Origin of the sequence: Mesorhizobium sp. B1-1-1 (genome assembly GCF_006442955.1) — a bacterium.
GTDB lineage: Bacteria > Pseudomonadota > Alphaproteobacteria > Rhizobiales > Rhizobiaceae > Mesorhizobium.
The window spans coordinates 104,870-128,454 of record NZ_VFWW01000011.1; the positions used below are offsets into that span (position 1 = coordinate 104,870).

At 63.0% G+C, this 23,585-nt stretch carries 19 protein-coding genes; 14 read left to right on the plus strand and 5 right to left on the minus strand.

What is annotated here, in order from left to right:
• Positions 1-155 precede the first annotated feature (155 nt).
• Positions 156-1,700, minus strand: a complete 1,545-nt coding sequence (locus FJ986_RS23040; RefSeq protein ID WP_140517150.1) for an FAD-dependent oxidoreductase — start codon at positions 1,698-1,700, stop codon at positions 156-158.
• A gap of 43 nt (positions 1,701-1,743) precedes the next feature.
• Between FJ986_RS23040 and FJ986_RS23045 the strand changes: the two genes are divergently transcribed.
• The 5 genes from FJ986_RS23045 (at position 1,744) to FJ986_RS23065 (ending at position 9,755) form a co-directional block, all read left to right on the plus strand.
• Complete coding sequence (locus tag FJ986_RS23045) at positions 1,744-2,241, plus strand: MarR family winged helix-turn-helix transcriptional regulator (protein ID WP_140517148.1); 498 nt, start codon at positions 1,744-1,746, stop codon at positions 2,239-2,241.
• A 259-nt stretch (positions 2,242-2,500) separates the two neighbouring features.
• Entirely contained in the window at positions 2,501-5,284 is a 2,784-nt protein-coding gene (locus FJ986_RS23050; protein WP_140495752.1) for a valine--tRNA ligase, read from the plus strand.
• A 359-nt stretch (positions 5,285-5,643) separates the two neighbouring features.
• Positions 5,644-6,888, plus strand: coding sequence for an OmpP1/FadL family transporter (locus FJ986_RS23055; RefSeq protein ID WP_140670374.1), 1,245 nt, complete (start codon positions 5,644-5,646; stop codon positions 6,886-6,888).
• Positions 6,889-7,195: 307 nt separating this feature from the next.
• Positions 7,196-8,920: a dihydroxy-acid dehydratase gene (gene ilvD / locus FJ986_RS23060; protein ID WP_140495754.1), complete on the plus strand. Its 1,725-nt coding sequence runs from the start codon at positions 7,196-7,198 to the stop codon at positions 8,918-8,920.
• Entirely contained in the window at positions 8,907-9,755 is an 849-nt protein-coding gene (locus FJ986_RS23065) for a tetratricopeptide repeat protein (RefSeq protein ID WP_140495755.1), read from the plus strand. The genes ilvD and FJ986_RS23065 overlap by 14 nt, the downstream gene beginning before the upstream one ends.
• Before the next feature lie 36 nt (positions 9,756-9,791).
• On the opposite strand, the gene FJ986_RS23070 is transcribed toward FJ986_RS23065, so the two are convergent.
• The 4 genes from FJ986_RS23070 to erpA all read right to left on the minus strand — a co-directional run bounded on the left by FJ986_RS23070 (position 9,792) and on the right by erpA (position 11,723).
• A complete protein-coding gene (locus FJ986_RS23070) occupies positions 9,792-10,109 on the minus strand; it encodes a hypothetical protein (RefSeq protein ID WP_140675807.1) in 318 nt (105 codons plus the stop codon).
• A gap of 64 nt (positions 10,110-10,173) precedes the next feature.
• Positions 10,174-10,968: an exodeoxyribonuclease III gene (xth, locus tag FJ986_RS23075; RefSeq protein WP_140675810.1), complete on the minus strand. Its 795-nt coding sequence runs from the start codon at positions 10,966-10,968 to the stop codon at positions 10,174-10,176.
• Positions 10,969-10,975: 7 nt separating this feature from the next.
• Positions 10,976-11,368: a VOC family protein gene (locus FJ986_RS23080; RefSeq protein WP_140495758.1), complete on the minus strand. Its 393-nt coding sequence runs from the start codon at positions 11,366-11,368 to the stop codon at positions 10,976-10,978.
• 7 nt (positions 11,369-11,375) lie between these two features.
• A complete protein-coding gene (erpA, locus tag FJ986_RS23085; RefSeq protein ID WP_140551452.1) occupies positions 11,376-11,723 on the minus strand; it encodes an iron-sulfur cluster insertion protein ErpA in 348 nt (115 codons plus the stop codon).
• 126 nt (positions 11,724-11,849) lie between these two features.
• Between erpA and FJ986_RS23090 the strand changes: the two genes are divergently transcribed.
• From FJ986_RS23090 to tatC, 9 genes are all read left to right on the plus strand, one after another.
• Complete coding sequence (locus FJ986_RS23090) at positions 11,850-13,064, plus strand: deoxyguanosinetriphosphate triphosphohydrolase (protein WP_140675813.1); 1,215 nt, start codon at positions 11,850-11,852, stop codon at positions 13,062-13,064.
• A 61-nt stretch (positions 13,065-13,125) separates the two neighbouring features.
• Positions 13,126-14,883, plus strand: coding sequence for an arginine--tRNA ligase (gene argS, locus FJ986_RS23095; RefSeq protein ID WP_140675816.1), 1,758 nt, complete (start codon positions 13,126-13,128; stop codon positions 14,881-14,883).
• A 103-nt stretch (positions 14,884-14,986) separates the two neighbouring features.
• Positions 14,987-18,355, plus strand: coding sequence for an SPOR domain-containing protein (locus tag FJ986_RS23100; protein WP_140675819.1), 3,369 nt, complete (start codon positions 14,987-14,989; stop codon positions 18,353-18,355).
• 126 nt (positions 18,356-18,481) lie between these two features.
• Positions 18,482-19,501 (plus strand): beta-N-acetylhexosaminidase, encoded by a 1,020-nt coding sequence (gene nagZ, locus FJ986_RS23105; RefSeq protein WP_140517130.1) that lies wholly within the window; start codon positions 18,482-18,484, stop codon positions 19,499-19,501.
• A 60-nt stretch (positions 19,502-19,561) separates the two neighbouring features.
• Entirely contained in the window at positions 19,562-20,365 is an 804-nt protein-coding gene (locus tag FJ986_RS23110; protein ID WP_140623496.1) for a ScpA family protein, read from the plus strand.
• Positions 20,362-21,141, plus strand: a complete 780-nt coding sequence (gene scpB, locus FJ986_RS23115) for an SMC-Scp complex subunit ScpB (RefSeq protein WP_140675822.1) — start codon at positions 20,362-20,364, stop codon at positions 21,139-21,141. Before FJ986_RS23110 ends, scpB begins: the two co-directional genes overlap by 4 nt.
• A gap of 179 nt (positions 21,142-21,320) precedes the next feature.
• On the plus strand, positions 21,321-21,542 hold the full coding sequence (locus FJ986_RS23120; RefSeq protein WP_015317533.1) for a twin-arginine translocase TatA/TatE family subunit: 222 nt from the start codon (positions 21,321-21,323) through the stop codon (positions 21,540-21,542).
• An 85-nt stretch (positions 21,543-21,627) separates the two neighbouring features.
• Positions 21,628-22,362: a Sec-independent protein translocase protein TatB gene (tatB, locus tag FJ986_RS23125; RefSeq protein ID WP_140675824.1), complete on the plus strand. Its 735-nt coding sequence runs from the start codon at positions 21,628-21,630 to the stop codon at positions 22,360-22,362.
• Positions 22,359-23,222: a twin-arginine translocase subunit TatC gene (gene tatC, locus FJ986_RS23130; protein WP_140495766.1), complete on the plus strand. Its 864-nt coding sequence runs from the start codon at positions 22,359-22,361 to the stop codon at positions 23,220-23,222. The genes tatB and tatC overlap by 4 nt, the downstream gene beginning before the upstream one ends.
• Positions 23,223-23,585 lie beyond the last annotated feature (363 nt).

The window sequence follows — 23,585 nt, forward strand, 5'->3', positions numbered from 1 at the left end:
CGCTGCGCCTTCACCCTGGCGCAGGCACGGTAATCTCAGGATCGGCACGTCGAAGGAGGCGGTGGCCGCAATAATAGCTCCGATGATGGCGATTGCCACGACCACGCCGCTCCACGCTTCATATAGGCCCGACCCAAGCATAGAGCCCGCCAACCTCATTGTTCGAACATATCTCGGCAGTCTTTCGGGTCTTCTCCGGGTTGGACTAGGCCCATGCGGGCCAAATAGGTTTCGAGCTTCGCGGTTCGGTCTGCATCAAGAATCGCCATCACACCGATATATCCGTCCGGCCGGATCAGCACACACTCGCCCGGTGCCAGTGCATAAGCATCGCGAAGGTGTCCCCAGGCATCGATGACATCGCCTTGCGGGCCGATGTGGTGGACATGCAGCCCCTTGAGTGGCCCAACCGTCTCTCTCCCGGCTTGATGAACAAGCAGTGTCCAATGCGGCCCTTGCAGCAATTGGAACAGTCGCCATGGTTGCCCCGCCGCGCCCCTGATTTGGGCATCCGGCGCGCGGTCCCCCGCGTGCGGGCCGCTGCTGCGTTCGGCCATTTCCCTGGAGAGCGGCGATTCCGGATAGGCGATATCGAGCTGGCGCACCTCGCGGCCGCGGTGCATTCCACCCTGTTTCTGGGTGTCGAGCAGCCGGGTCGAAAGGCCGAGAACCGATTCTGCGACCGGACGTCGTTCCTGCTCATAGGTGTCGAGCAGGCAATCATCCGCGCCGTCGAGGACGGCGGCAAGTTTCCAGCCCAGATTATAGGCATCCTGCACGCTGGTGTTCAGGCCCTGGCCGCCGGTTGGCGGATGGATATGAGCTGCATCGCCAACGAGGAATACCCGATCGACCCGGTAGCGATCGGCAAGCCGGGCGTTCATCAGGTAGGCCGACGCCCAGGCGACCGAATCCACCCGCACGTCGCCGCGGCCGGTCCGCTCATTAATCAAGCGCCCCAGCTGTTCTGCTGAGAGGTCCACTTCGCCGTCCAGCAGAATGGGTGCCTGAATCTGGAAGAGATCGGTTCCGGCGAGCGGGCAAATCGCGACCATTCGCTCCATGTCACCGTCGTTGAACTGGTGCCACGCATCGCGGTCCAGCCCGGTCAACAGCACATCCGCCACGACCGCACGCACGCCCAGCGTCTTGCCGGGGAAATTCAAGCCGAGCGCGCCGCGCACGAAGCTGTGCCCGCCGTCCGCCCCGACAAGATAGCGTGCGCGAACGGTTTGCTCGCCATTCGGCCCCGCAAGACGTGCCATGACACCGTTCTCACCTTGCTCGAACCCAACCAACTCACATCCGTACTCGACCCTATGGCCTAGTTCTGCCAGCCGCTCTCGCATGATCCGCTCGGTGAGGAATTGCGGAATCATTAGCGCGATGGCGTAAGGCTCTGCCGGCGTCGGATCGGGGCGCTCGCCGGTGTCCTTTTCGATATAGCTGCCGTCATCGCCATACACGCGCATCGGCGGATAGACGCCGCCTGCGGCAACGACCCTGTCGAGAATGCCAAGATCTTCGAAAATCTCCTGTGTCCTCGGCTGGATGCCCTTGCCGCGCGAGCCACGGAAGGGTTCGCTCATCTTCTCAATGAGCTGGAAGGATATACCGCGCCGTGCAAGCTCGATCCCCAGCGTCAGGCCAGCCGCTCCTGCGCCGCAGATGAGCACATCTGCCGCAAAACCGTTTGTCATGTCGATCTCCTTGTGTGTAAAATGCACATAATGGAGAGTCGGAGTGCTGTCAATGAAAAGCGTGAAAAATACACATATTGGGAGTCATCAGATTCGTGAACTCCACGGAGCGCTGATCGAGATTGCCAGCCTTATGAACCGGCCTCAGCGCGATGAGCAGATGGTAAAGGAGGCCGGAATTGCGCTCGACCGCGCACTGTTTCCTCTGCTGGTCGGGATAGAGCGGCTTGGGCCGATAGGGATAGTGGACCTCGCCGACCGGGCTGGCCGCGATTACACCACTGTCAGCCGTCAGGTGGCGAAGCTCGAAAGCCTTGGCCTGGCCGTGCGCCGGCAGAGCGAGACAGACCGCCGCGTGAATGAGGCTGTCGTCACGCCAAAGGGCAAGGCGATGACCGACAAGATCGACGCAGCACGAGAGAGAAACGCTCGCGCCGTTTTCGAAAGCTGGGACGCACACGACATCGACGAACTCGTGCGGCTTATGCGCAAGTTCGCCGAAGCTTTGAAAGAAAAACCAGAGGACTCCAGCGCGTCCTGAGACGTCGCACTATTCCTCGTTTCGTACGACCCGAGCTGGCATTTGGGATTGGGCGGCGTAGGCGTGCAATGCCTCTCCGGCTGGAGCCGGTGACAGTGCCGACGCCACCAGGGATTGTCGCATACGGGACAGACACTATCTGAACGGTGATCCTCTTTCTGTTGTGCCGGTTGCCGAGGCGGCCCCTACGGTTGACTCGGTCAAAGCCTTCCGATTTACACCGGACCAGCAAAAATCCGACAGCGCGGACCATTTTCCCATGCTTGAAAAGACCTACGACGCCAAAACCGTCGAACCGAAGATTGCCAAGGTGTGGGAAGAGGCCGACGCGTTTCGCGCCGGCGCCGGCGCCGAGGAGGGGGCTGAGGCCTTCACCATCGTCATCCCGCCGCCCAACGTCACCGGCTCGCTGCATATGGGCCACGCGCTCAACAACACGTTGCAGGATATTCTCGTTCGCTTCGAGCGCATGCGCGGCAAGAACGTGCTGTGGCAGCCGGGCATGGACCATGCCGGCATCGCCACGCAGATGGTGGTCGAGCGGCAGTTGATGGAAAAGCAGATCCATCGCCGCGACCTCACCCGTGAACAGTTCATCGAGAAAGTGTGGGAGTGGAAGGCCGAATCCGGGGGCGCGATCCTCAACCAGCTGAAGCGGCTCGGCGCCTCGGCCGACTGGTCGCGCGAACGCTTCACCATGGACGAAGGCCTGTCCAAGGCCGTGCTCGAAGTGTTCGTCACGCTCTACAAGGAAGGCCTGATCTACAAGGACAAGCGCCTTGTGAACTGGGATCCCAAGCTGCTCACCGCGATCTCCGATCTCGAGGTCGAGCAGCAGGAGGTCAACGGCAATCTCTGGCACTTCCGCTATCCCGTCGAAGGCGTGGCCTTCGATCCGGAAAACCCGAAGACCTTCATCATCGTGGCGACGACGCGCCCCGAGACGATGCTGGGCGATACGGCCGTCGCCGTGCATCCGGACGACGAGCGCTTCCGGCACCTGGTCGGCAAGAATGTCGTCCTGCCGATCGTCGGCCGCAAGATTCCCGTGGTGGCGGATGAGTATTCCGACCCCGAGAAGGGCTCTGGCGCGGTTAAGATAACGCCGGCGCATGACTTCAACGACTTCGAGGTCGGCAAGCGCCACAAGCTGCCGGCGATCAATATCCTCACCGTCGAGGCGGCGGTAAACCTCAGGGACAACGAGGATTTCCTCGCCGGGCTCGAGGTGACGCCGGAGCGCCAAGCCGTCTGGGATGAACTCAACGGCCTTGACCGCTTTGTCGCGCGCAAGAGGATCGTCGAATTGATGGAAGAAGGCGGCTTCCTCGACAAGGTCGAGCCGCATCGCCACGCCGTGCCGCATGGTGATCGCGGCGGCGTGCCGATCGAGCCGTTCCTGACCGAGCAGTGGTATGCAAACGCCGCCGAACTGGCCAAGCCGGCGATCGCCTCGGTGCGCGAGGGGCGTACCAAGATCATACCCGCGAATTGGGAAAAGACGTACTTCCAGTGGATGGAGAACATTGAACCCTGGTGCATCTCGCGCCAGCTTTGGTGGGGCCACCAGATTCCGGCATGGTATGGGCCGGACGGGCGCGTCTTCGTCGAGAAGACGGAGGAAGAGGCGCTGAGTGCCGCGATCGAATATTATCTGGCGCTCGAAGGACCCTGGAAGGCCTGGGTCGAGGACAAGCTCGAGAATTTCCAGCCGGGCGAAATCCTGACCCGTGACGAGGACGTGCTCGATACCTGGTTTTCTTCGGCGCTGTGGCCGTTCTCGACGCTGGGCTGGCCGGATGAGACGCCGGAGCTGAAAACCTACTACCAGACCGACGTGCTGGTGACCGGCTTCGACCTGATCTTCTTCTGGGTCGCGCGCATGATGATGATGGGCCTGCACTTCATGGACGAGGAGCCGTTCCACACCGTCTACATGCACGCGCTGGTGCGCGACAAGAACGGGCAGAAGATGTCGAAGTCGAAAGGCAATGTCGTCGACCCGCTCGACCTCATCGACGAATATGGCGCCGACGCGCTGCGCTTCACGCTGACGGTGATGGCGGCGCAGGGGCGTGACGTGAAGCTCGACCCGGCGCGCATTGCCGGCTACCGCAATTTCGGCACCAAGCTTTGGAACGCGACGCGCTTCGCCGAGATGAACGAAGTCGCGCGCAACGACGATTTCTGGCTGAACGACGCCAAGCTGGCGGTCAACCGCTGGATCCTGACCGAGCTGACGCGCGCCGCGCGAGAGGTCACGGACGGCATCACCTCATATCGCTTCAACGAGGCGGCGGGGGCGGCCTACCGCTTCGTCTGGAACCTGTTCTGCGACTGGTATCTGGAGCTGCTGAAGCCGGTGTTCATGGGCACGGACGAGGCGGCCAAGGCCGAAAGCCGCGCCTGCGTCGCCTTCGTGCTCGACGAAATCTACAAGCTCCTGCATCCGATGATGCCGTTCATGACCGAGGAACTTTGGGCGCAGACCGCGGGCGAGGGCAAGGAGCGCGCTTCGCTGCTTTGCCATGCCGCGTGGCCGTCGCCGGATTTCGAGGACGCTGAAGCGGCCGCCGACATCAACTGGCTGGTTGATCTCGTCTCCGGCATTCGTTCCGTGCGTTCGGAAATGAACGTGCCGCCGGCAGCCATCGCGCCGCTGATGGTGATCGGAGCCAACACGCTTACCCGCGAACGGCTGGAGCGCCACGCCGCCGCGATCAAGCGGCTGGCGCGCGTCGGCGACATCTCGCAGGTTGACGCCGCACCCAAGGGCTCGGCGCAGATCGTGCTCAACGAGGCAACGGTCTGCCTGCCGCTCGGCAGCCTGATCGATCTCGCCGCCGAGGCCGCGCGCTTGCAGAAAGAACTGGCCAAGGTGACCGAGGAGATCGCACGCCTGCACAAGAAGCTGTCGAACGAAAGATTCGTCGCCAGCGCGCCGGCCGAGATCGTGGAAGCCGAGCGTGAAAAGCTGGCCGAATACCGCGAGGCGCAGGGCAAGCTTTCGGTGGCGCTGGCCAGGGTTCGCGAAGCGGGTTGAGGGCAGATTCGGGAGACTTTAGGGCCCTCTAAAATGGGGTGGCTTTTTGCCTCGAAACCGGCATTCCGTAGCGTTAATGTTGACGTAAACGGAAGTTTTCGCCCCATTGTTGCCATAATGTAACAATGGGGCATTCGACTGCTCAAAACTGATTATTTTTGGCCTTTTTGGCCGATTTTCTCCCGTTTTTCTGAGTGAGACACGCCCGGCGAACCGTTTTTCTGCCTCGCTGCGCTGGTCTGCATTTTGTCCGGAATGCGTCCGGTGGACATGTACATGTACGCCCCAAGAATTCGTTGTTGCACCGTTAACCCGAATTGGTTCTAGCTGGATGCACTGACTATTCGGGGAGGACATCCATGAACAATCTGCGTTTGAAAGCACTGCTGGGGGCAGGGTGCTTTTCGCTGGCTTTGCTGGGGACGGCAATGAGCTCGGCACATGCCGGCGGCCTGGAACGTGGCGGCTACGATATCGACCTGCTGTTTGATCCGGCGCCGTTCGCGACGGACGCGGAAGCGACCTATGTGATGCCGGACCGTAAGTACGAGAATGCGCGTGGTCCCGGCGGAGCCAACCTCGGTCTAAGCAGCACGGCCGATGGAGCAGAGGGTTATTGGGTGCCGCGCATCGGCGCCAAGGTCCAGGTTGTGCAAGGCGTCGACTGCATGGTCGACTATTCACAGCCCTGGGGTGCGCATACTGCGCCGGGTAGTGCGTGGAACGGAGCGGTTTCTAACATAGAAACCGATATCAAAAGCAACAACTACGCCGGTACCTGCTCCTACAAGTTTGATGCTGGTAAGGGTCAACTTCGTTTCATCGGTGGCGTGTTCTACCAGGATATTTCAGGTTTCAAGGAAAGCTTTGCGGGCTTCAATCCTGTGACCCATCAGGGGTTGCCTGGTCGTGTCGATCTGGATGCTAGCGGTTGGGGCTGGCGCGCCGGCGTTGCCTACGAAATCCCCGACATCGCGTTGCGCGCGAGCCTAGTCTACAATTCGAAGGTGAAGCTGGACAACATCTCAGGTGAACTTGACCTCACCAATGTCGGCAAGGGCGTTATCCCGATCTACGGCTCCACGCAGTACATGCCTGATTCCGTGGAGTTGAAATTGCAGTCGGGTATAGCTCCAGGATGGTTGGTCTTCGGTTCGATCAAGTGGGTGAACTGGAGCGTGCTGCAAAGCGTTCCGATCTGCGCAGTCGGTACCCCTGATGCATTGTGCGTCACCGGTGACAAGGCCCATTCAGCGCAGTTAACCTCGCTCGACCTGATGTATCGTGACGGCTGGACCGTTTCAGGTGGTATCGGCCACAAGTTCAATGATCAATGGAGTGCCGCCGGTCAATTGACTTGGGATCGTGGTACCTCGCATGGCTATGGTGCGCAGACCGATACGTGGACCGTGGGCGGCGGCGTCGCCTATACGCCGCAGCCCAACATCGAAGTGCGGCTCGCTGGAGCCGTCGGCGTTTTGACCAGCGGCCATTCGGGGACATTGGCTGGTGAGAACGGCTATGTTGCAGGCGAGGATGCCGGCTACGATTTCGGGAATGATCTGATCACGGCGATCTCTGGTGGTGTGAAGATCAAGTTCTAAGTCTCTGTAAAATCAAATGAAAGGCCGGGCAATGCCCGGCCTTTTTCGTTCCGGGGCTGTGGCCGAGCCTGTCGGCCCCAGGGCTGCGTTGCAGATAAACCGCACCAGCTCCGCCTCGTGTCGTTGTGATGTTTTGGCAACACTTTCTGAACAACCCCTGCGCTAGAAGTCAGGCCGACGAAATTGCCCATTTCCCGCCATAAACCCGGCGCACCTCGATCTTGTCTCGGGACACGCGCCAAAAGGCTCGGCGATGGGAGCAGGCCGCACCGCCCTCTTGCGAGGAAGATGTGGGGCAAGGAAGAGTATGGACGCCAAAGTCATCTCCAAGGCTAAGCTCCCCAGCCGCTATGTGACCGTCGGTCCGGCGCGTGCGCCGCATCGCTCCTATCTCTATGCCATGGGCCTGTCGGCGGCCGAGATCGCACAGCCGCTGGTCGGCGTCGCCTCCTGCTGGAACGAAGCGGCGCCCTGCAACATTTCGCTGATGCGCCAGGCGCAAGTGGTCAAGAAGGGCGTCGCGGCCGCCAACGGCACGCCGCGCGAATTCTGCACCATCACCGTCACCGACGGCATCGCCATGGGCCACCAGGGCATGAAGTCGTCGCTGGTGTCGCGCGAGGTCATCGCCGATTCGGTCGAGCTCACCATGCGCGGCCATTGCTACGACGCGCTGGTCGGGCTCGCCGGCTGCGACAAGTCGCTGCCCGGCATGATGATGGCCATGGTGCGGCTCAACGTGCCGTCGATCTTCATCTATGGCGGCTCGATCCTGCCCGGCAGCTACCGCGGCCGCCAGATCACCGTGCAGGATGTGTTCGAAGCGGTCGGCCAGCACTCGGTCGGCACGATCGGCGATGCCGAACTGCTTGAAATCGAGCAGGCCGCCTGTCCCTCGGCCGGCTCCTGCGGCGCCCAGTTCACCGCCAACACGATGGCGACCGTGGCCGAGGCGATCGGTCTGGCACTGCCCTATTCCTGCGGCGCGCCGGCGCCTTATGAAATGCGCGATCGTTTCAACTTCGCCTCCGGCGAAAAGATCATGGAACTGATCGCCAGGAACATCCGGCCGCGCGACATCGTCACGCTGAAAGCACTGGAGAACGCGGCGACGGTGGTTTCGGCCACCGGCGGCTCGACCAATGCGGCGCTGCATTTGCCGGCCATAGCGCATGAGGCCGGCATCAAGTTCGACCTGTTCGATGTCGCCCGGATTTTCGAGAAGACGCCATACATCGCCGACCTCAAGCCCGGCGGCAAATATGTCGCCAAGGACATGTTCGAGGCCGGCGGCATTCCGCTGTTGATGAAGACGCTGCTCGACCACGGCTACCTGCATGGCGATTGCCTGACGGTCACTGGCCGCACTTTGGCCGAAAATATGGAGCATATTGCCTGGAATGAACACCAGGATGTGGTCCGCCCGGCCGACAGACCTATTACCCAAACCGGCGGTGTCGTGGGCTTGAAGGGAAACCTTGCCCCCGAAGGCGCGATCGTGAAGGTCGCGGGCATGACGGAGTTGAAGTTCTCCGGCCCGGCGCGCTGCTTCGATTCGGAAGAGGAATGTTTCGAAGCGGTGACGCATCGCAACTACCGGGAAGGCGAAGTTCTCGTCATCCGCTACGAAGGGCCGCGCGGCGGACCGGGCATGCGCGAGATGCTGTCGACGACGGCGGCACTCTACGGCCAGGGCATGGGTGGCAAGGTGGCGCTGATCACAGACGGCCGTTTCTCGGGCGCGACGCGCGGCTTCTGCATCGGCCATGTCGGGCCGGAGGCAGCCGTTGGCGGTCCGATCGGCCTCATCCGGGACGGCGATGTGATCTCTATAGATGCCGTGAACGGCACGATCGATGTGGCGTTGTCCGATAGGGAACTGGCTGCGAGGGCAAAGAGTTGGAAGGCGCGCACGACCGACTATCAGTCCGGCGCGATATGGAAATACGCACAGACGGTAGGTTCCGCCCGCGACGGCGCGGTCACCCATCCGGGCGGTGCGAAAGAAACACACTGCTATGCGGACATCTGAGTTGTTGAAGTCAACACCAGAGTTGTTGAGGTCGTCTGTCCTTCCGGCACTGGTCGCGTTAGCGATCTTTGGCGCCGTCGGCCAGGCCATGGCCTTCGACGACAAGGTGTTCGACGACAAGACCGGCGTGAAGCCGCAGTCGAGCCCCTGGGCGGTGTTCCAGTTCGGTTTCTCCGCCTACAAGAACGGCCACAAGGAACAGGCCGCGGAGGCCTATAAATACGCCGCCGAGAACGGCCAGATCGGCGCCACCTGGAAGCTTGCCCGCATGTATGCCGAGGGTGACGGCGTGGCGCGCGACGATTACGAGGCGTTCAAGTTCTTCTCGGAGATCGTCGATCAGGACGTCGAGCCCGGCTCACCGGAAGAAAGCTACGTTTCCGACGCGCTGGTGGCGCTGGGCGACTATTTGCGCAAGGGCATTCCCGGCAGCCCGGTGACCGAGAACGAAGTGGCGGCCCAGGAATATTACATGCGCGCCGCCGCCAACTACCGCAACCCGAATGCCCAGTTCGAGATGGGGCAGATGTTCCTGAAGGGCGAGGGCGGCGTGAAGGCCAGCGTCAAGCAGGCCGGGCGCTGGTTCCAGCTCGCCGCCGAAAAAGGCCATGCCGGCGCGCAGGCGACGCTCGGCCATCTGTTGTTCCAGAGCGGCAAGATCGTGCGCGGCCTGGCGATGATGACGGCAGCACTCGAACGTGCGGCGCCCGCCGACCAGCCCTGGATCCGCGGCATGCAGGAGGAGGCCTTTGCCGCCGCCGGCGAAGCCGACCGCCGCACAGCGATCTCGCTCGCTGACGACATCCTGACCAAGGGCAACAGCGCCGATCAGTAAGGATGATCTCCCCACGAGGAGATCGCTAATCAGACATTAATTCTCGGTCGGCTCCGCCGGCACCATGCTGGGAGCCGGCGCCGAGATCGGCGTCATCCGCCGGTGCGGCGCCAGCCTGTCTTGCGGGCAGCTGTCCCCGACTTTCGTCCATGAGGTGTTGTTGAGCACCATCTCGCAGCGGGCGAGGTGGCTCTTGTCGGCGATCGTCAGACAGGCGACCTGGCCGACCGGGTAGGATTTTCCATTGGCAAGACATTCCTCGGCGGCGAAAGCCGTCGCAGGGACGGCGACAGCGAATGCCAGGCCGATCGGACAAAGGACAAGTCGTATGGTCATGGGAACCCCAGCCGCCATGATGATCTCCCATCATGCGCCTGATTGTGGCGATACGAGGTCCAGCGCGGGCCCGGGGTCTCCCTCAGGCCGGCAGCAAATCGAGATCGATGGCCACCGGCACGTGGTCGGACGGTTTTTCCCAGGCGCGCACATGCTTTTCGATCGAGGCCGATGAAAACCGGTTGGCGGCCTCGGGCGACAGCAGCAGGTGGTCGATGCGGATGCCGTTGTTCTTCTGCCAGGCGCCGGCCTGGTAGTCCCAGAAGGTGAAGGTGTCGCCCGCATCGGTGACCGAACGCACTGCTTCGGTGAAGCCGAGATTCTTCAGCCTGCGGAACGCCTGCCGCGTCTGCGGCTGGAACAGCGCATCATTCAGCCAGTTCTCCGGGAACTTCGCGTCGACAGATTCGGGAATGACGTTGTAGTCACCGGCCAGCACCAGGGCTTCCTCCAGCCTCAGCCGCTCCTCGGCCCAGCGCTCCAGCCGTGCCATCCAGGACAGCTTGTAGGAGAATTTCCTCTCGTCATCGATCGGATTGCCGTTCGGCAGATAGAGCGAGGCGACACGCAGCGCGCCCTTGTCGGTCGAGAACACACCTTCGATGAAGCGCGCGTGCTCGTCGGCGTCGTCGCCGGGCAGACCTCTGATGACCTCGTCGAAGCGCAATTTCGACAGCAGGGCGACGCCGTTGAAACCCTTCTGGCCGTGGGTTTCCACATTGTAGCCAAGCGCCTCGATCTCGGCGCGCGGGAACTGCTCGTCGACCGTCTTGATCTCTTGCAGGCAGACGATGTCGGGGGCGCTTTCGGTCAGCCAATGGGTGAGATTGCCGATGCGGGCGCGAATGCCGTTGATGTTCCAGGTGACGATCTTCATGGCGGCCTCAATGTTCTTCCGGGGCAAGACGTTCGACCAGGCCGATCGTATTGCCTGCGGGATCCTTTAGAAAGGCCATCCACTCGCTTTCCCCCGCCGGACCGAACTGGCCCTCGGTGTCGCGATGAACAAGCGTTGGAGGCGCGGTGAAGGGAACGCCCGCAGCTTTCGCGCCGGCGTGGAAATCCTCGAGACCTGATATGTCGAGATAGACGGTTCCGGCCGGAATGCCGTCGGTGAACAGCAGCCGCACGCTGCCGGCCATGATGAAGGCGATGCCCGGCGGATCGTAGCGCACATGCACGCTCATCCCGAGCACGTCGCACCAGAAGGCCAGGGTCGCGTCGAGGTCTCGCCCGGCCGAGAGCGCGACCTGACGAACCGCGCCAATGGCAGGCATGTTGTTCCTAAATGGAGAAGCTTGTGCCGCAGCCGCAGGAGGCGACCGCATTCGGGTTGCGGATCTGGAACGACTGGCCCATCAGGTCGTCGACGAAATCAATCACCGACCCGCCCATATAGACCAGCGACAGATCATCGATCAGAACCGTGGCGCCGTCCTTCTCGATGGCGACATCGTCGTCGTTGCGCGCGTCGACCAGATCGAACTTGTAGGAAAAGCCGGAGCAGCCGCCGCCTTCGACGGAAACGCGCAACGCAGTCTTGCCGGCCTCGCCCGACACAATCTTGGCGATCCGCCTGGCGGCGGCATCGGTCATCTCGACTTTCATGGCGGTCTTGGCATCCGCGCCCATGGGCGTCACCTTGCTTTCGGTTTCACATGATAGGTATGAAGCGCGAAGGGCCAAGTCAACCGGCCAAGTCAACCGGCCATAGTCTGGCGGCCAAAGTCAGGCGGCCAAAGTCAGGCGGCATCGACCATGACCAACGAGTTGGGCGACATCGGATTCGGCTATAGGCCCCGCGCGGTCTATGCCAGCGATCCGGCGCGCTCGCGCGGGCGCTTGTTCGAAGAGGTCGAAAGCCCGACCCGCACGCCGTTCCAGCGCGACCGCGACCGCATCATCCATTCCACCGCGTTCCGGCGGCTGAAACACAAGACGCAGGTCTTCATCGCCCATGAAGGCGATCATTATCGCACCCGGCTGACCCATTCGATCGAGGTGGCGCAGATCGCACGCGCTCTGGCGCGGGCGCTGCGCGGCGACGAGGATCTGGCTGAAGCGGTGGCGCTGGTGCATGATTTCGGCCACACGCCCTTCGGCCACACCGGCGAGGACGCCCTCAACGAGAAGATGGCTGATTGGGGCGGCTTCGACCACAACGCGCAATCGCTGCGCATCGTGACAAGGCTGGAAGCGCGCTATGCCGAGTTTGACGGACTGAACCTGACCTGGGAAACATTGGAAGGCCTGGTCAAGCACAATGGTCCGCTGACCGATGCCAACGGCAAGGGCCTGAAGGGTCCGGTGCCGCAGGCGATCCGCGACTATTCGGAACTGCACGACCTCGAACTCGACCGGTTCGCCGGCATAGAGGCGCAGTGTGCTGCGATCGCCGACGATATCGCCTACAACACGCACGACATCGACGACGGCCTGAGGGCGGGGCTGCTGACGCTGGACATGCTGAAGGCCGTCTCGCTGCCGGGGACCATCCTGGAGGGGGTGCGCGCGCGCTATCCCAATCTCGACGAGGTGCGCACCGGCCACGAGCTGATGCGGCGCCAGATCACCGCCATGGTCGAGGACGTGATCAGGTCGACCACCGCCAACCTGGAACGCACCGGACCGCGGAGCGCCGATGCGGTGAGGGCGGCGGGCGAGACGATGGTGACCTTTTCCGCCGAAATGGCCATCGCCGAGAAAGAGCTGACGGCCTTTCTCTACAAACACCTCTACCGGCACAAGGAAGTCATGCGCGTGCGCGCCGATGCGGAGCGGATCGTCAGGGACCTGTTCGACGTCTATTTCGCCGACCCGCGCGCTATGCCGGACGGCTGGCGCGAGGGGCTCGACCGGGCCGAGGATCGCATCAAGGCGCGCAGCGTGGCCGACTTCCTGGCGGGGATGACCGACACCTACGCGCTGAAGGAACACCGGCGTTTGTTTGACGATACGCCGGATTTGAGCTAGGGCGGGCTCGATTTTGCCGGCCACAAGCCGGATTCCCTGCAAAGCCGCCAGAGTCATACCCATGAACATCTTCGCCGACTTCACCGCGCGAATCATAAAGGCCGTCGAAACGCTTGATCTGAAAGACAATGACGGCGTTTCGCCCGACCTGTCGCGCATCGCCGTCGAGCCGCCGCGCGATGCCAGCCATGGCGACCTCGCGACCAATGCGGCGATGGTGCTGGCCAAGCCCACCGGCCAGAGCCCGCGGGCGCTGGCTGAGCGCCTGGCGCTCGCGCTGCGGGACGACAAGGATATCGCGGCCGCCGAGGTTGCTGGCCCGGGCTTCGTCAATTTGCGGCTCAAGGACGGTTTCTGGCAGGCACATCTCACGACGCTTCTGGGCGAGGGCCGCAATTTCGGCCGCTCCAGCATCGGCGGCGGCAGGAAGGCCAATGTGGAATATGTATCGGCCAACCCGACGGGGCCAATGCATGTCGGCCATTGCCGTGGTGCCGTCGTTGGCGATGCGCTTGCCAATCTGATGGCCTTTGCCGGTTATGACGTGACCAAGGAATATGTCATCAACGACGCCGGCTCGCAGATCGACGTTCTCGGGCGCTCGGTGATGCTGCGTTATCGCGAAGCGCTTGGCGACGAGGTCGGCGAGATCCCGGCCGGGCTCTATCCAGGCGACTATCTGGTCCCGGTCGGGCAGGCGCTGGCCAAGGAATTCGGCCGGTCCTTGCTGCAGATGCCGGACGAAGAGGCGCTCGCCATCGTCAAGGACCGCACCATCGACGCGATGATGGCGATGATCCGCGAGGATCTGGCGCTGCTCAACGTGCATCATGACGTGTTCTTCTCCGAGCGCACGCTGCACGCCGACAATGCCAGGAAGATCCGCTCGGCGATCAACGACCTGACGCTGAAGGGCCATATCTACAAAGGCAAGCTGCCGCCGCCCAAGGGCGAGAGGCCGGACGACTGGGAAGATCGCGAACAGACCCTGTTCCGTTCGACGGCGGTCGGCGACGACATGGACCGGGCGCTGGTCAAGTCGGATGGTTCGTTCACCTATTTCGCCGCCGACGTCGCCTATCTCAAGGACAAGGTCGATCGCGGCTTCGTCGAGCTGATCTACGTGCTCGGCGCCGACCATGGCGGCTACGTCAAGCGGCTGGAGGCCTTGGCCCGTGCCATTGCCGGCGACGAGGTGAAGCTCACGGTTCTTCTGTGCAACCTGGTAAAGCTGTTTCGCGATGGCGAGCCGGTGCGCATGTCCAAGCGGTCCGGCGATTTCGTGACGCTGCGCGAGGTTGTGGAGGAAGTCGGCCGCGACCCCATCCGCTTCATGATGCTCTATCGCAAGAACGATGCGCCGCTCGATTTCGACTTCGCCAAGGTGACCGAGCAGTCCAAGGACAATCCGGTGTTCTATGTGCAGTACGCTTCGGCGCGCTGCCATTCGGTATTCCGGCAGGCGAGCGAGCAGTTGGGAGAGGCCAATTTCGATCGCAACAGTCTGGCGGCTGCCGTGGCGTTGCTGACCGACGAAGGCGAGATCGGCCTGATCAGGAAACTCGCTGAATATCCACGGTTGATCGAGTCGGCGGCACTTGCGCTCGAGCCGCATCGGCTGGCATTCTACCTCTACGATCTGGCCTCAAGCTTCCACGGGCACTGGAACCGCGGCACCGATAATCCGGACTTACGTTTTGTTAAGGTTAACGACCGACAATTGACGCATGCCAGACTAGGGCTGGTGCAGGCTGTTTCGGATGTCTTGACGTCCGGCCTGACGCTGATCGGCGCCGCGGCGCCCACCGAAATGCGTTAGGTTTGACTAAAAAACCTGTCACCTTTTGCCCACATTGCGCTGGTAAGGGCCAACCCTGCGCGACGTCCATGGCGTCCGAATGAGTGCGAGTTCGGGAACAATAATGGCAGACAGAACCCAGCTGAGAATAGCCGACAACAACGACATCGCCAACGATGATCCGTTCGCGGAACTGACCAGGATCATGGGGTTCGACCCGCGCCAGCCGGTCAAGCCACAGGCGCCCGCCCAACCGAAAGCCGCCGCTGATCAGCAGGCGCAGGAGGTCGATTTCGACATCGATCTCGAAAAGGAGTTGATGGGCGACTTCGACTTTGCCGAAGGCAACGCCGCGACGGTCGCCGATGTTGATGAGCCGGCGTTCGACGCCGCCGCTACCGACGGCATGGATGACGAACTCGCCATGGCGTTCGACGACATGCAGCTCGACGATGAGCATGGTGCCGACGACGCTGTTGCCGAGGCCGCGCCAACCGTCGATGCCGCTTTCGATACGGATTTCGACGATGCGGTAGCCAGCTCTCTCGATGGCGTTTCGCCGCTCGATGACGATCTGCCCATGGCGGACGAGCTTGCGGCATCGCTCGATCAGGACTTCCGGCTTGATGACGCGACCGATGCGGCCGAGCCCGCCTTGGCCGCCGAAGTGGCGGAGCCTGTCGCGGAGCCTACCGTCGACCATGAATTCGACGATGGTTTTGCCCTTTCGCTCGAAGACGAACTGATGCTCGATGGTCACGTGGCGGAGCAGCAGCCTGAAGCGGCCGCGGCTCCGGTCGAGCCTCCCGTCGAGGCGGCGCTGAACGCGAACCATGCGGTTTCCGAAGAGGATTTTGGCGATCGCTTTGATGACGCCACGGCTTTCGACGACGGGCTGGCGGATATCGATTTCGATCTGGCTGCCGATCACTCGGTCGCGACCGATGCGCCCGTGGCTGCGGAGACGGATGCGCTTGACGCGCATGACGTGACCGCCGAGACGGCAGATGCGCACGAAATGGAGGACGTGTTCGCCGAGGCGACGGATGCGGAAGGCGAGGCGGCAGACCTGGCCGCCGATGAGCCGCTGGACGATGCTTTCGAGCAGGATTTCAACGACGCGCTTGCCGAAGCGACGGACGAGCCGGCCGCTGAGCCTGTGGCTGCCCCCGTTCATCCGGCCGCCCCGGCTATGGCCGAACCGGTGCATGCCGCCGCCGACGAGCGTAGCCTTGAAGACGAGTTGAACGCGCTGTTGGGCGCCATGAGCGCACGCTCGGCGCCGGTGGCCGAGGAGGAGGTAGCGGTTCAGCAGCCTGTCGCCGCGACCGCGAAACCCGACGAAGAACCGGCGGCCGGTGACCTCGACTGGAACCTGGACGAACCTGCGGCGGCGCAGCAGCATCAGGCGGTCTCGGCCGCTGACGTCGATCTTGACGATCTCATGCTCGATGAGCTTCAGGACCAGGACCTCGGCGCGCATGCCGCTGCCTCTGAAGGCGATGATTTCGAAGCGGAACTCGCCGCAAGCATCGACCTGGCCGAAGGCATCGACCGGGATGAAGACGTCGCCGCGGATCCCGCCGCGCCGGAAACTTTCCGCGACGATCCCCTCGATTGGCTGACGATGCAGTCCACGCCGCCCGAGCCGGCCCGCTCGTGGAGCCGGGTTACGCCGGTCCCACAGCCGCAACAGGCGAGTTTTACCGCCCAGCCGATGGCTTCGGCGGCCCCCATGGCCGCGGCGCCGTCTGCCGCGGTCCCGACCTATCGTGCGGCCGAGCCTGCCGCTTATGCGGCGCCGGCCGCCGCACCGCGCGAGCAGTCCGCGTTCGATGACGAGATGCCCGATGTCGAGACCGTCGATGTGCCGGAGCGCGTCGTGGCGCTTCAGGATGATCTCGACATTCCGGAATTGCACTTCGAAGAGGATGAGCCGGCCGCGCCCGGCTACGACGATCTCGACGCCGAATTCTCCAATCTGCTGACCGAGATGAATACAGTGGATGTCGCTGCGGCTCCCGCAAACACCAGCGCGTCCTATGCCGACGAATCCTACAATACCGGCTTCAAGCCTGGTTACGATGCCTTTGAACAGGGGTATGAGGCTCCCAACCCGGGTTATCAGGCGCTCAAGCCGGGCTATGAGGGGCTCAAGCCGGGCTATCAGCCCGAGGCCCGCACCTACGCGGCACGGCCGGCGGAAATGTCTGCCCGCGCGACAGCGCCGGCAGGCTATGCCGACGCCACCAACGGCTTCGACGTCGACGACTTGCCCGGCAGCCAGCCGGTTTCACAGGCCGACGATTTTGCCGTCGACGAGCTCGACTACGATCCCGAGCTGGACGAGGCGATGTCGGTTCCTGGTCTCGCCGAACGCGAGGCCGGCGGGTCGCCGCGCAGGCGCGGCCTGCTCATCGCCGCCATTGTCGGTGCAGTCGTTGTCACCGGAGGCATCGGCGCCTTCGCGCTGTCTCCGGGCGGCCAGGGCAGCGGTGACGCCCCGGTCCTGGTCAAGGCGGACAACGCACCGATCAAGGTCAAGCCGGAAAACCCGGGCGGCGCCGTGGTGCCGAACCAGGACAACAAGGTCTATGACGCGGTGGCCAAGGGCGCCAAGCCCGCCGAGCCGGTCCAGCAGAAGCTCGTCACCAATGTCGAGGAACCGGTCGATGTGGCGGCGAAAGATCCGGCTCGCGCCGTCGATCTCTCGCCCGACCAGACCGCAGCCGGCGCGGACGGCGACAGCGGCGATGCTTCAACCGCCGTAGCGGCGCCAGCCGACAACGCCGCGCCCGCAGCCAAGTCCGAGGATCGTATCGCGCAGGTTCTCCAGGATGCCGACAAGGGAACGAATCCCGACGTCGTCGCCGTGGCGCCGCGCAAGGTCAGGACCATGGTGGTCAAATCGGACGGGTCGCTGGTGCCGCGTGAGGATCCGGCGCCTGCCGCACCGAAAGTGGCTGCCGTGGAGCCGGTCGATCCGGCGCCGCAACATGTCGCGCCGTCGGCTCAGGCCGATGCCGACCAGACCGGCACGGTGGCGCCGGACGCCGCGCAGGCGGACGACGAGCCAGCCCTGAAACCGGTGGCCGAGCCCAAGGCGGAAGCCAAGGCCCAGTCGGCCAACACGCCGGCCAAGGTTCCGGTCGCGCCGCAGCGCCCGTCCGACCAGCCGGTCGACGTGGTCGGCGAGGTCAAGCCCGATCAGGTTGCCTCCATCAGTCCCGCGGCGCCCTCGACCGGCGGCGGTTCGTGGTCGATGCAGATCGCCTCGCAGCCGACGGTCGAAAGCGCGCAGTCGACCTATCAGGATCTGCAGCGTCGCTATGGTGGCGTGCTTTCCGGCCGCACCGCCAACATCGTCAAGGCGGAGATCGCCGGCAAGGGGACTTTCTACCGCGTCCGCGTGCCCGCGCAGTCGCGCAACGATGCCATCAATCTGTGCACCAGCTACAAGGCTGCCGGCGGCAACTGCTTCGTGTCGAGGTAGTCATTCACCTCCCGTGTCGGAGGAGAGCAGTTTGAAAACCGGCGCGGCCTCAACGCCGCGCCGGTTTTCATTTTGCACTTTTCGACGTGATTCCCTTTGGCCGCGGAAGATTCTAGACTCGTCGGCATGACCGAATCAAAATCCATGATCCTCGGCTGTGCCGGGAAATCGCTCACCCGCGAAGAAATCAGTTTCTATCGCAATGAATGCCCGTGGGCCTTCATCCTGTTTGCCCGCAACATCAGCGAGACCGAGCAGATCCGCGACCTGGTCGCCGAGATGCGCGACTGCATCGGACGCCCGGACGCGCTGGTGTTCATCGACCAGGAAGGCGGCAGGGTGCAGCGGCTGCGGCCGCCGCTGGCGCCGAACTATCCAGCCGGCGGCGCGCTCGGTGCGCTGTGGCGCGACGACCATGACGCCGGAGCCCGCGCCGCCTGGCTGATGGCGCGGCTGCACGCTTTCGACCTTCTGCGCTACGGCATCACGGCGGATTGCCTGCCGGTGCTCGACGTGCCGATCGAAGGGGCGAGCGACGTCATCGGCGCGCGCGCCTATGGCAAGGAGCCGCGCCCGGTCATCGAGCTCGGCCGCGCCGCGGCGGAAGGCCTGATGTCTGGCGGCGTGCTGCCGGTCATGAAGCATATTCCCGGCCATGGCCGGGCTTTCGCGGACACGCATTTCGAACTGCCTGTCGTCGACGCTTCGATGAGCGAGCTGCAGCGGCACGATTTTGCGCCGTTCAGGGAACTCAACCACCTGCCGATGGCCATGACCGCGCATGTCGTCTACAGCGCGATCGACCCGAAAAACCCGGCAACCACCTCCGGCAAGGTCATCGACGAGATCATTCGCCGCGAGATCGGCTTCGATGGGCTGCTGATGAGCGACGACACCTCGATGAAGGCACTTTCTGGGGATTTCCCGACAAAGGCGGCCTCGATCCTTGCGGCCGGCTGCGATCTGGTCCTTCACTGCAACGGCGTTTTCGAGGAGATGGCGGGCATCGCATCGCGAACCAAAGGGCTTGAGGGCAAGTCGCTTGAGCGCGCAAACCGGGCAATGACCTATATAGAAAAACGCGACGCGGCTGAAGAAACCGAGATACGCGCCGAATTCGCCACCTATTTCGATGCGGTGGCCTGACAGAGGGAAGAACGGGACGTGGCGGAAGCATTGGAAAGCAAGGCCGGGAAGGCCGCACCGATGGACCGCCTGTGGGCCGAAAGCGATGATACCCGGCTGACCGGCGATCCGTCGCTGGTCGTCGACGTCGCAGGATTCGAAGGCCCGCTCGATCTTCTTCTGCATCTTGCCCGCAACCAGAAGGTCGATCTCGCGCGCATCTCCATCCTGGCGCTCGCCGAGCAGTATTTGGCCTTCGTCGAGACGGCGAGGGCGCTAAGACTTGAGCTCGCCGCGGACTATCTGGTGATGGCGGCGTGGCTCGCCTTCCTCAAATCGAAGCTTTTGATTCCGAAGCAGCCGGGCGAGGAAGGCGAAAGCGGTGAGGAACTGGCGGCGGTGCTGCAATTCCGGCTCAAGCGGCTGGAAGCCATGCGCGATGCATCGGCGCGGCTGGTCAACCGGAACCGGCTCGGCCGCGACGTGTTCGCGCGCGGCATGCCGGAAATGGTGATCATCGAGAAGCGCAACGCCTATTCGGCGTCGCTCTACGATCTGCTCACCGCCTATGCCCAGCAGCGGCAGAAGCAGGCAATCACCAATGTCACGATCGCCAGGCGCGGCGTCTGGTCGCTCAAGGACGCCCGCGATATCCTGACAAGGCTGATCGGCTCGCTGCAGGACTGGACGGCGCTCGACAGTTTTCTCGTCCGATATCTGTCCAGCCCGGAAGAGCGGCGCACCGCGATCGCCAGCTCGTTCGCGGCGACACTGGAACTCGTGCGCGAGGGCAAGATGGATGTGCGGCAGGACGAGGTGTTCGCGCCGATCTATCTGCGCGACCACCGCGCACAGGCAATCAAGGCAGTCGAGGTGGCATCATGAGCGAACGCGCCAACGCTTCGGTTGTCCCGTTCAAGATGGACAACGAACCGGAGGAGGGCGAGATCGACCAGGCTTCGGTTCAGAATCCGACCCAGAATCCGGCGCAGAATCCCGCCGAGCGGCTGCATATGGCGGAGGCGGTGCGCATGGCCGAGGCGATCGTTTTCGCCAGTGCCGAGCCGGTCAGCGAAAAGCAGTTGGCCGCGCGCCTTCCCGATGGCATCAACATCGCCCTCGCGATGGCTGAGCTGCAGCAGATCTATGCGCGGCGCGGCGTCAACCTGGTGCGGGTCGGTGATGCCTGGGCGTTTCGCACCGCCGGCGATCTTGCCTTCCTGATGAGCCGTGACACCGTGCAACAGCGCAAGCTGTCGCGCGCGGCGCTCGAAGTTCTGGCGATCATTGCCTATCACCAGCCGGTAACGCGCGCCGAGATCGAGGACATCAGAGGCGTCGAAACCTCGAAAGGCACGCTGGATACGCTCTTGGAGACGGAATGGGTGCGCATGCGCGGCCGGCGCAAAACGCCCGGCCGTCCCGTCACCTATGGCACCACCGAAACCTTCCTCGACCATTTCGCGCTCGAGGAAATCCGCGATCTCCCCGGCATGGAGGAGTTGAAGGGTGCCGGCCTGCTTTCGGGCCGCATGCCTTCGAATTTCTCCATTCCGCAGCCGCCGGCGGACCCGGATGTACTGACCGAGGACGAGGATCCGCTGACCGATATCGATCTCGAGGAACTCGGCCTGCTGACGCCGCGCGTCACGGAAGATTGACCGCAAGCCTCTGTTCCTGGAGGCTTTCCCGGGCTAGATGCGCCGATTGGTAGCGGACCGCATTGCCGAAAATGCGTGACATCCGACACCCTTTCATAAACTCTGTCGCGGTTGTGTTTGAATCCCAACGCGAAAACGCATAGATCATCGCCAGGGAAACCATTCGAGAGAGAGTTGCTATGGGTTCATTTTCGATTTGGCACTGGATGATCGTGCTGGTCATCGTGCTTCTGGTGTTCGGCCGCGGCAAGATACCCGAGCTGATGGGCGACATGGCCAAGGGCATCAAGAGCTTCAAGAAGGGCATGGCCGACGACGACGTTGCCGACGACAAGCGTACCGTCGAACATCGCGCCGACGAAACCGTTTCGGCAGCGAAGGAAAAGGCCAGCAAGAGCTGAGCCAAGGGTTGTTGCTTTGTGCGTGTCGTTGTCCCAGAACCGCTTCGCACTTTTGGGCGGCATGCATTAGTCGGAACGGATAGCCATGTTTGAAGTCGGCTGGACCGAAATGCTGGTGATCGCGATCGTTATGATCGTGGTCGTCGGGCCGAAGGATTTGCCCAACATGCTGCGCACCTTCGGCCGCACGACGGCGAAGCTGCGTGCCATGGCGGCCGATTTCCAGAAGCAGTTCAACGAGGCGCTAAAGGAAGCGGAGCTCGACGACGTCAAGAAGTCGGTCGACGAGCTAAGGGGGCTCAGCCCGGTTGCCGAGATCAGGAAACAGCTCAATCCGTTCGAGCAGGCGGCCGCCGATGTGCGTTCCGGCGTCGACGCGGCGATGAAGCCGAAGCCGGCCGTCGATACGGCAGCGCCCGCCGGCTCGGTATCGCAGGCGGCCGAACCGTTGAAGAACGGCGCGACCACCATGCCGGGGGCCAATGAACCCGATACCGCGCCGGCCGCGCCGATCTTCCCGGTCATGACCGATGAATCGGTAGTGGCGTCCTCAGCGCCGACAGAGCTGACGCCAAAGGCACCCGCGGCAGGGAAAGCGGCCAAGCCCGCCAAGGCTTCGGCGAACGGCGCGAAAGCTTCCACGCCCGCGAAAGCGGCGACCGCCAAACCCGCGCCAGCACCCGAAGCGCCGGCGAAGCCCGTGGCGGCGTCAAAGGATGCCAAACCGGCAGCAGCCAAGGCGGCGACGACCAAGGCCGAGGCGAAACCGGCTCCAGCGAAGAAGCCAGTGGCCAAAAAGACGGCGGGAGCCGCCAAGTGAGCGTTTCGGACAAGGAAAAGGACGAGATCGAGAAATCCTCGGCGCCGCTGATGGAGCATCTCATCGAGTTGCGCCGCCGGCTGATCTGGTCGCTCGGCGGCTTCTTCGCCGCGTTCCTGGTCTGCTTCTTCTTCGCCAAGAAGCTGTTCAACCTACTTGTCGTGCCATTCAAATGGGCGACGCAATGGGCGGGGCTCGACCCGCACAAGGTCGAGCTGATCTATACCGCGCCGCAGGAATTCTTCTTCACGCAGGTCAAGCTCGCCATGTTCGGCGGCATGGTGATCGCCTTTCCGCTGATCGCCACGCAGATCTACAAGTTCATCGCGCCCGGCCTCTACAAGAACGAACGCAACGCCTTCCTGCCGTTCCTGATCGCGTCGCCAATCCTGTTCCTGATGGGCGCCTCGCTGGTCTATTTCTTCTTCACGCCGATGGTGATGTGGTTTTTCCTCGCCATGCAGCAATCGGGCACCAACGACCAGGTGCAGATTTCGCTGCTGCCGAAGGTGTCGGAATATCTCAGCCTGATCATGACGCTGATCTTCTCCTTCGGCCTGGTATTCCAACTGCCGGTGGTGACCAGCCTGATGACGCGCGTCGGCATGCTGTCATCCAAGGCGCTGGCCGAGAAGCGCAAATGGGCGATCGTCATCGCCTTCGTCGTCGCGGCGGTGCTGACGCCGCCCGACCCGATGAGCCAGATCGGCCTCGCCATCCCGACCATCCTGCTCTACGAGGTCGCCATCTGGTCGGCGCGGATGATTGAACGCAGCCAGGAGCGCGAGCGCCTGGCGCGGGAGAAGCAGCAATCCGAGGAAGAGGTGGCGGAAAAGCCGGCAGACGCATCCTCCACATAGGGCAGGCGCGTCGCCCCTGCGGGCTGCCGGCCTCGGAATCGGTGCGCGGCCCGGTGCCGATAGGAATTTTTTCTTGACTTGGTGCCCGCCGCTATGGTACATATTCGGTTATGGTGCTGATTTGCGCCAACGACCCGCCGCCGAGGCGGGTTTTTTATTTCTGGACTGTCGCGCTATCCCTCACCACTCGAAAGCGGGCTCGCGGCCCCTGCCGTCAGCAAGCCCGATCTTGCATCGATCAGAGATGCGGTTTACCCCCTCTGGCCTGAAACGCATCGCGAAACCGACGATGCGTTTCAGGCTATATTCTTGAGCATATCGTAGCGCAAACCGCCGCGCGCTTTGGCGGCAAGCTACCGCAGG

What these genes read in the sequence shown, in the direction of transcription:
- FJ986_RS23040 (WP_140517150.1), bottom strand. Translation starts at nt 1,700, where the DNA reads ATGACAAACGGTTTTGCGGCAGATGTGCTCATCTGCGGCGCAGGAGCG.
- FJ986_RS23050 (WP_140495752.1), top strand. Translation starts at nt 2,501, where the DNA reads ATGCTTGAAAAGACCTACGACGCCAAAACCGTCGAACCGAAGATTGCC.
- FJ986_RS23055 (WP_140670374.1), top strand. Translation starts at nt 5,644, where the DNA reads ATGAACAATCTGCGTTTGAAAGCACTGCTGGGGGCAGGGTGCTTTTCG.
- ilvD (WP_140495754.1), top strand. Translation starts at nt 7,196, where the DNA reads ATGGACGCCAAAGTCATCTCCAAGGCTAAGCTCCCCAGCCGCTATGTG.
- FJ986_RS23065 (WP_140495755.1), top strand. Translation starts at nt 8,907, where the DNA reads ATGCGGACATCTGAGTTGTTGAAGTCAACACCAGAGTTGTTGAGGTCG.
- FJ986_RS23070 (WP_140675807.1), bottom strand. Translation starts at nt 10,109, where the DNA reads ATGGCGGCTGGGGTTCCCATGACCATACGACTTGTCCTTTGTCCGATC.
- xth (WP_140675810.1), bottom strand. Translation starts at nt 10,968, where the DNA reads ATGAAGATCGTCACCTGGAACATCAACGGCATTCGCGCCCGCATCGGC.
- FJ986_RS23080 (WP_140495758.1), bottom strand. Translation starts at nt 11,368, where the DNA reads ATGCCTGCCATTGGCGCGGTTCGTCAGGTCGCGCTCTCGGCCGGGCGA.
- erpA (WP_140551452.1), bottom strand. Translation starts at nt 11,723, where the DNA reads ATGGGCGCGGATGCCAAGACCGCCATGAAAGTCGAGATGACCGATGCC.
- FJ986_RS23090 (WP_140675813.1), top strand. Translation starts at nt 11,850, where the DNA reads ATGACCAACGAGTTGGGCGACATCGGATTCGGCTATAGGCCCCGCGCG.
- argS (WP_140675816.1), top strand. Translation starts at nt 13,126, where the DNA reads ATGAACATCTTCGCCGACTTCACCGCGCGAATCATAAAGGCCGTCGAA.
- FJ986_RS23100 (WP_140675819.1), top strand. Translation starts at nt 14,987, where the DNA reads ATGGCAGACAGAACCCAGCTGAGAATAGCCGACAACAACGACATCGCC.
- nagZ (WP_140517130.1), top strand. Translation starts at nt 18,482, where the DNA reads ATGACCGAATCAAAATCCATGATCCTCGGCTGTGCCGGGAAATCGCTC.
- FJ986_RS23110 (WP_140623496.1), top strand. Translation starts at nt 19,562, where the DNA reads ATGGACCGCCTGTGGGCCGAAAGCGATGATACCCGGCTGACCGGCGAT.
- scpB (WP_140675822.1), top strand. Translation starts at nt 20,362, where the DNA reads ATGAGCGAACGCGCCAACGCTTCGGTTGTCCCGTTCAAGATGGACAAC.
- FJ986_RS23120 (WP_015317533.1), top strand. Translation starts at nt 21,321, where the DNA reads ATGGGTTCATTTTCGATTTGGCACTGGATGATCGTGCTGGTCATCGTG.
- tatB (WP_140675824.1), top strand. Translation starts at nt 21,628, where the DNA reads ATGTTTGAAGTCGGCTGGACCGAAATGCTGGTGATCGCGATCGTTATG.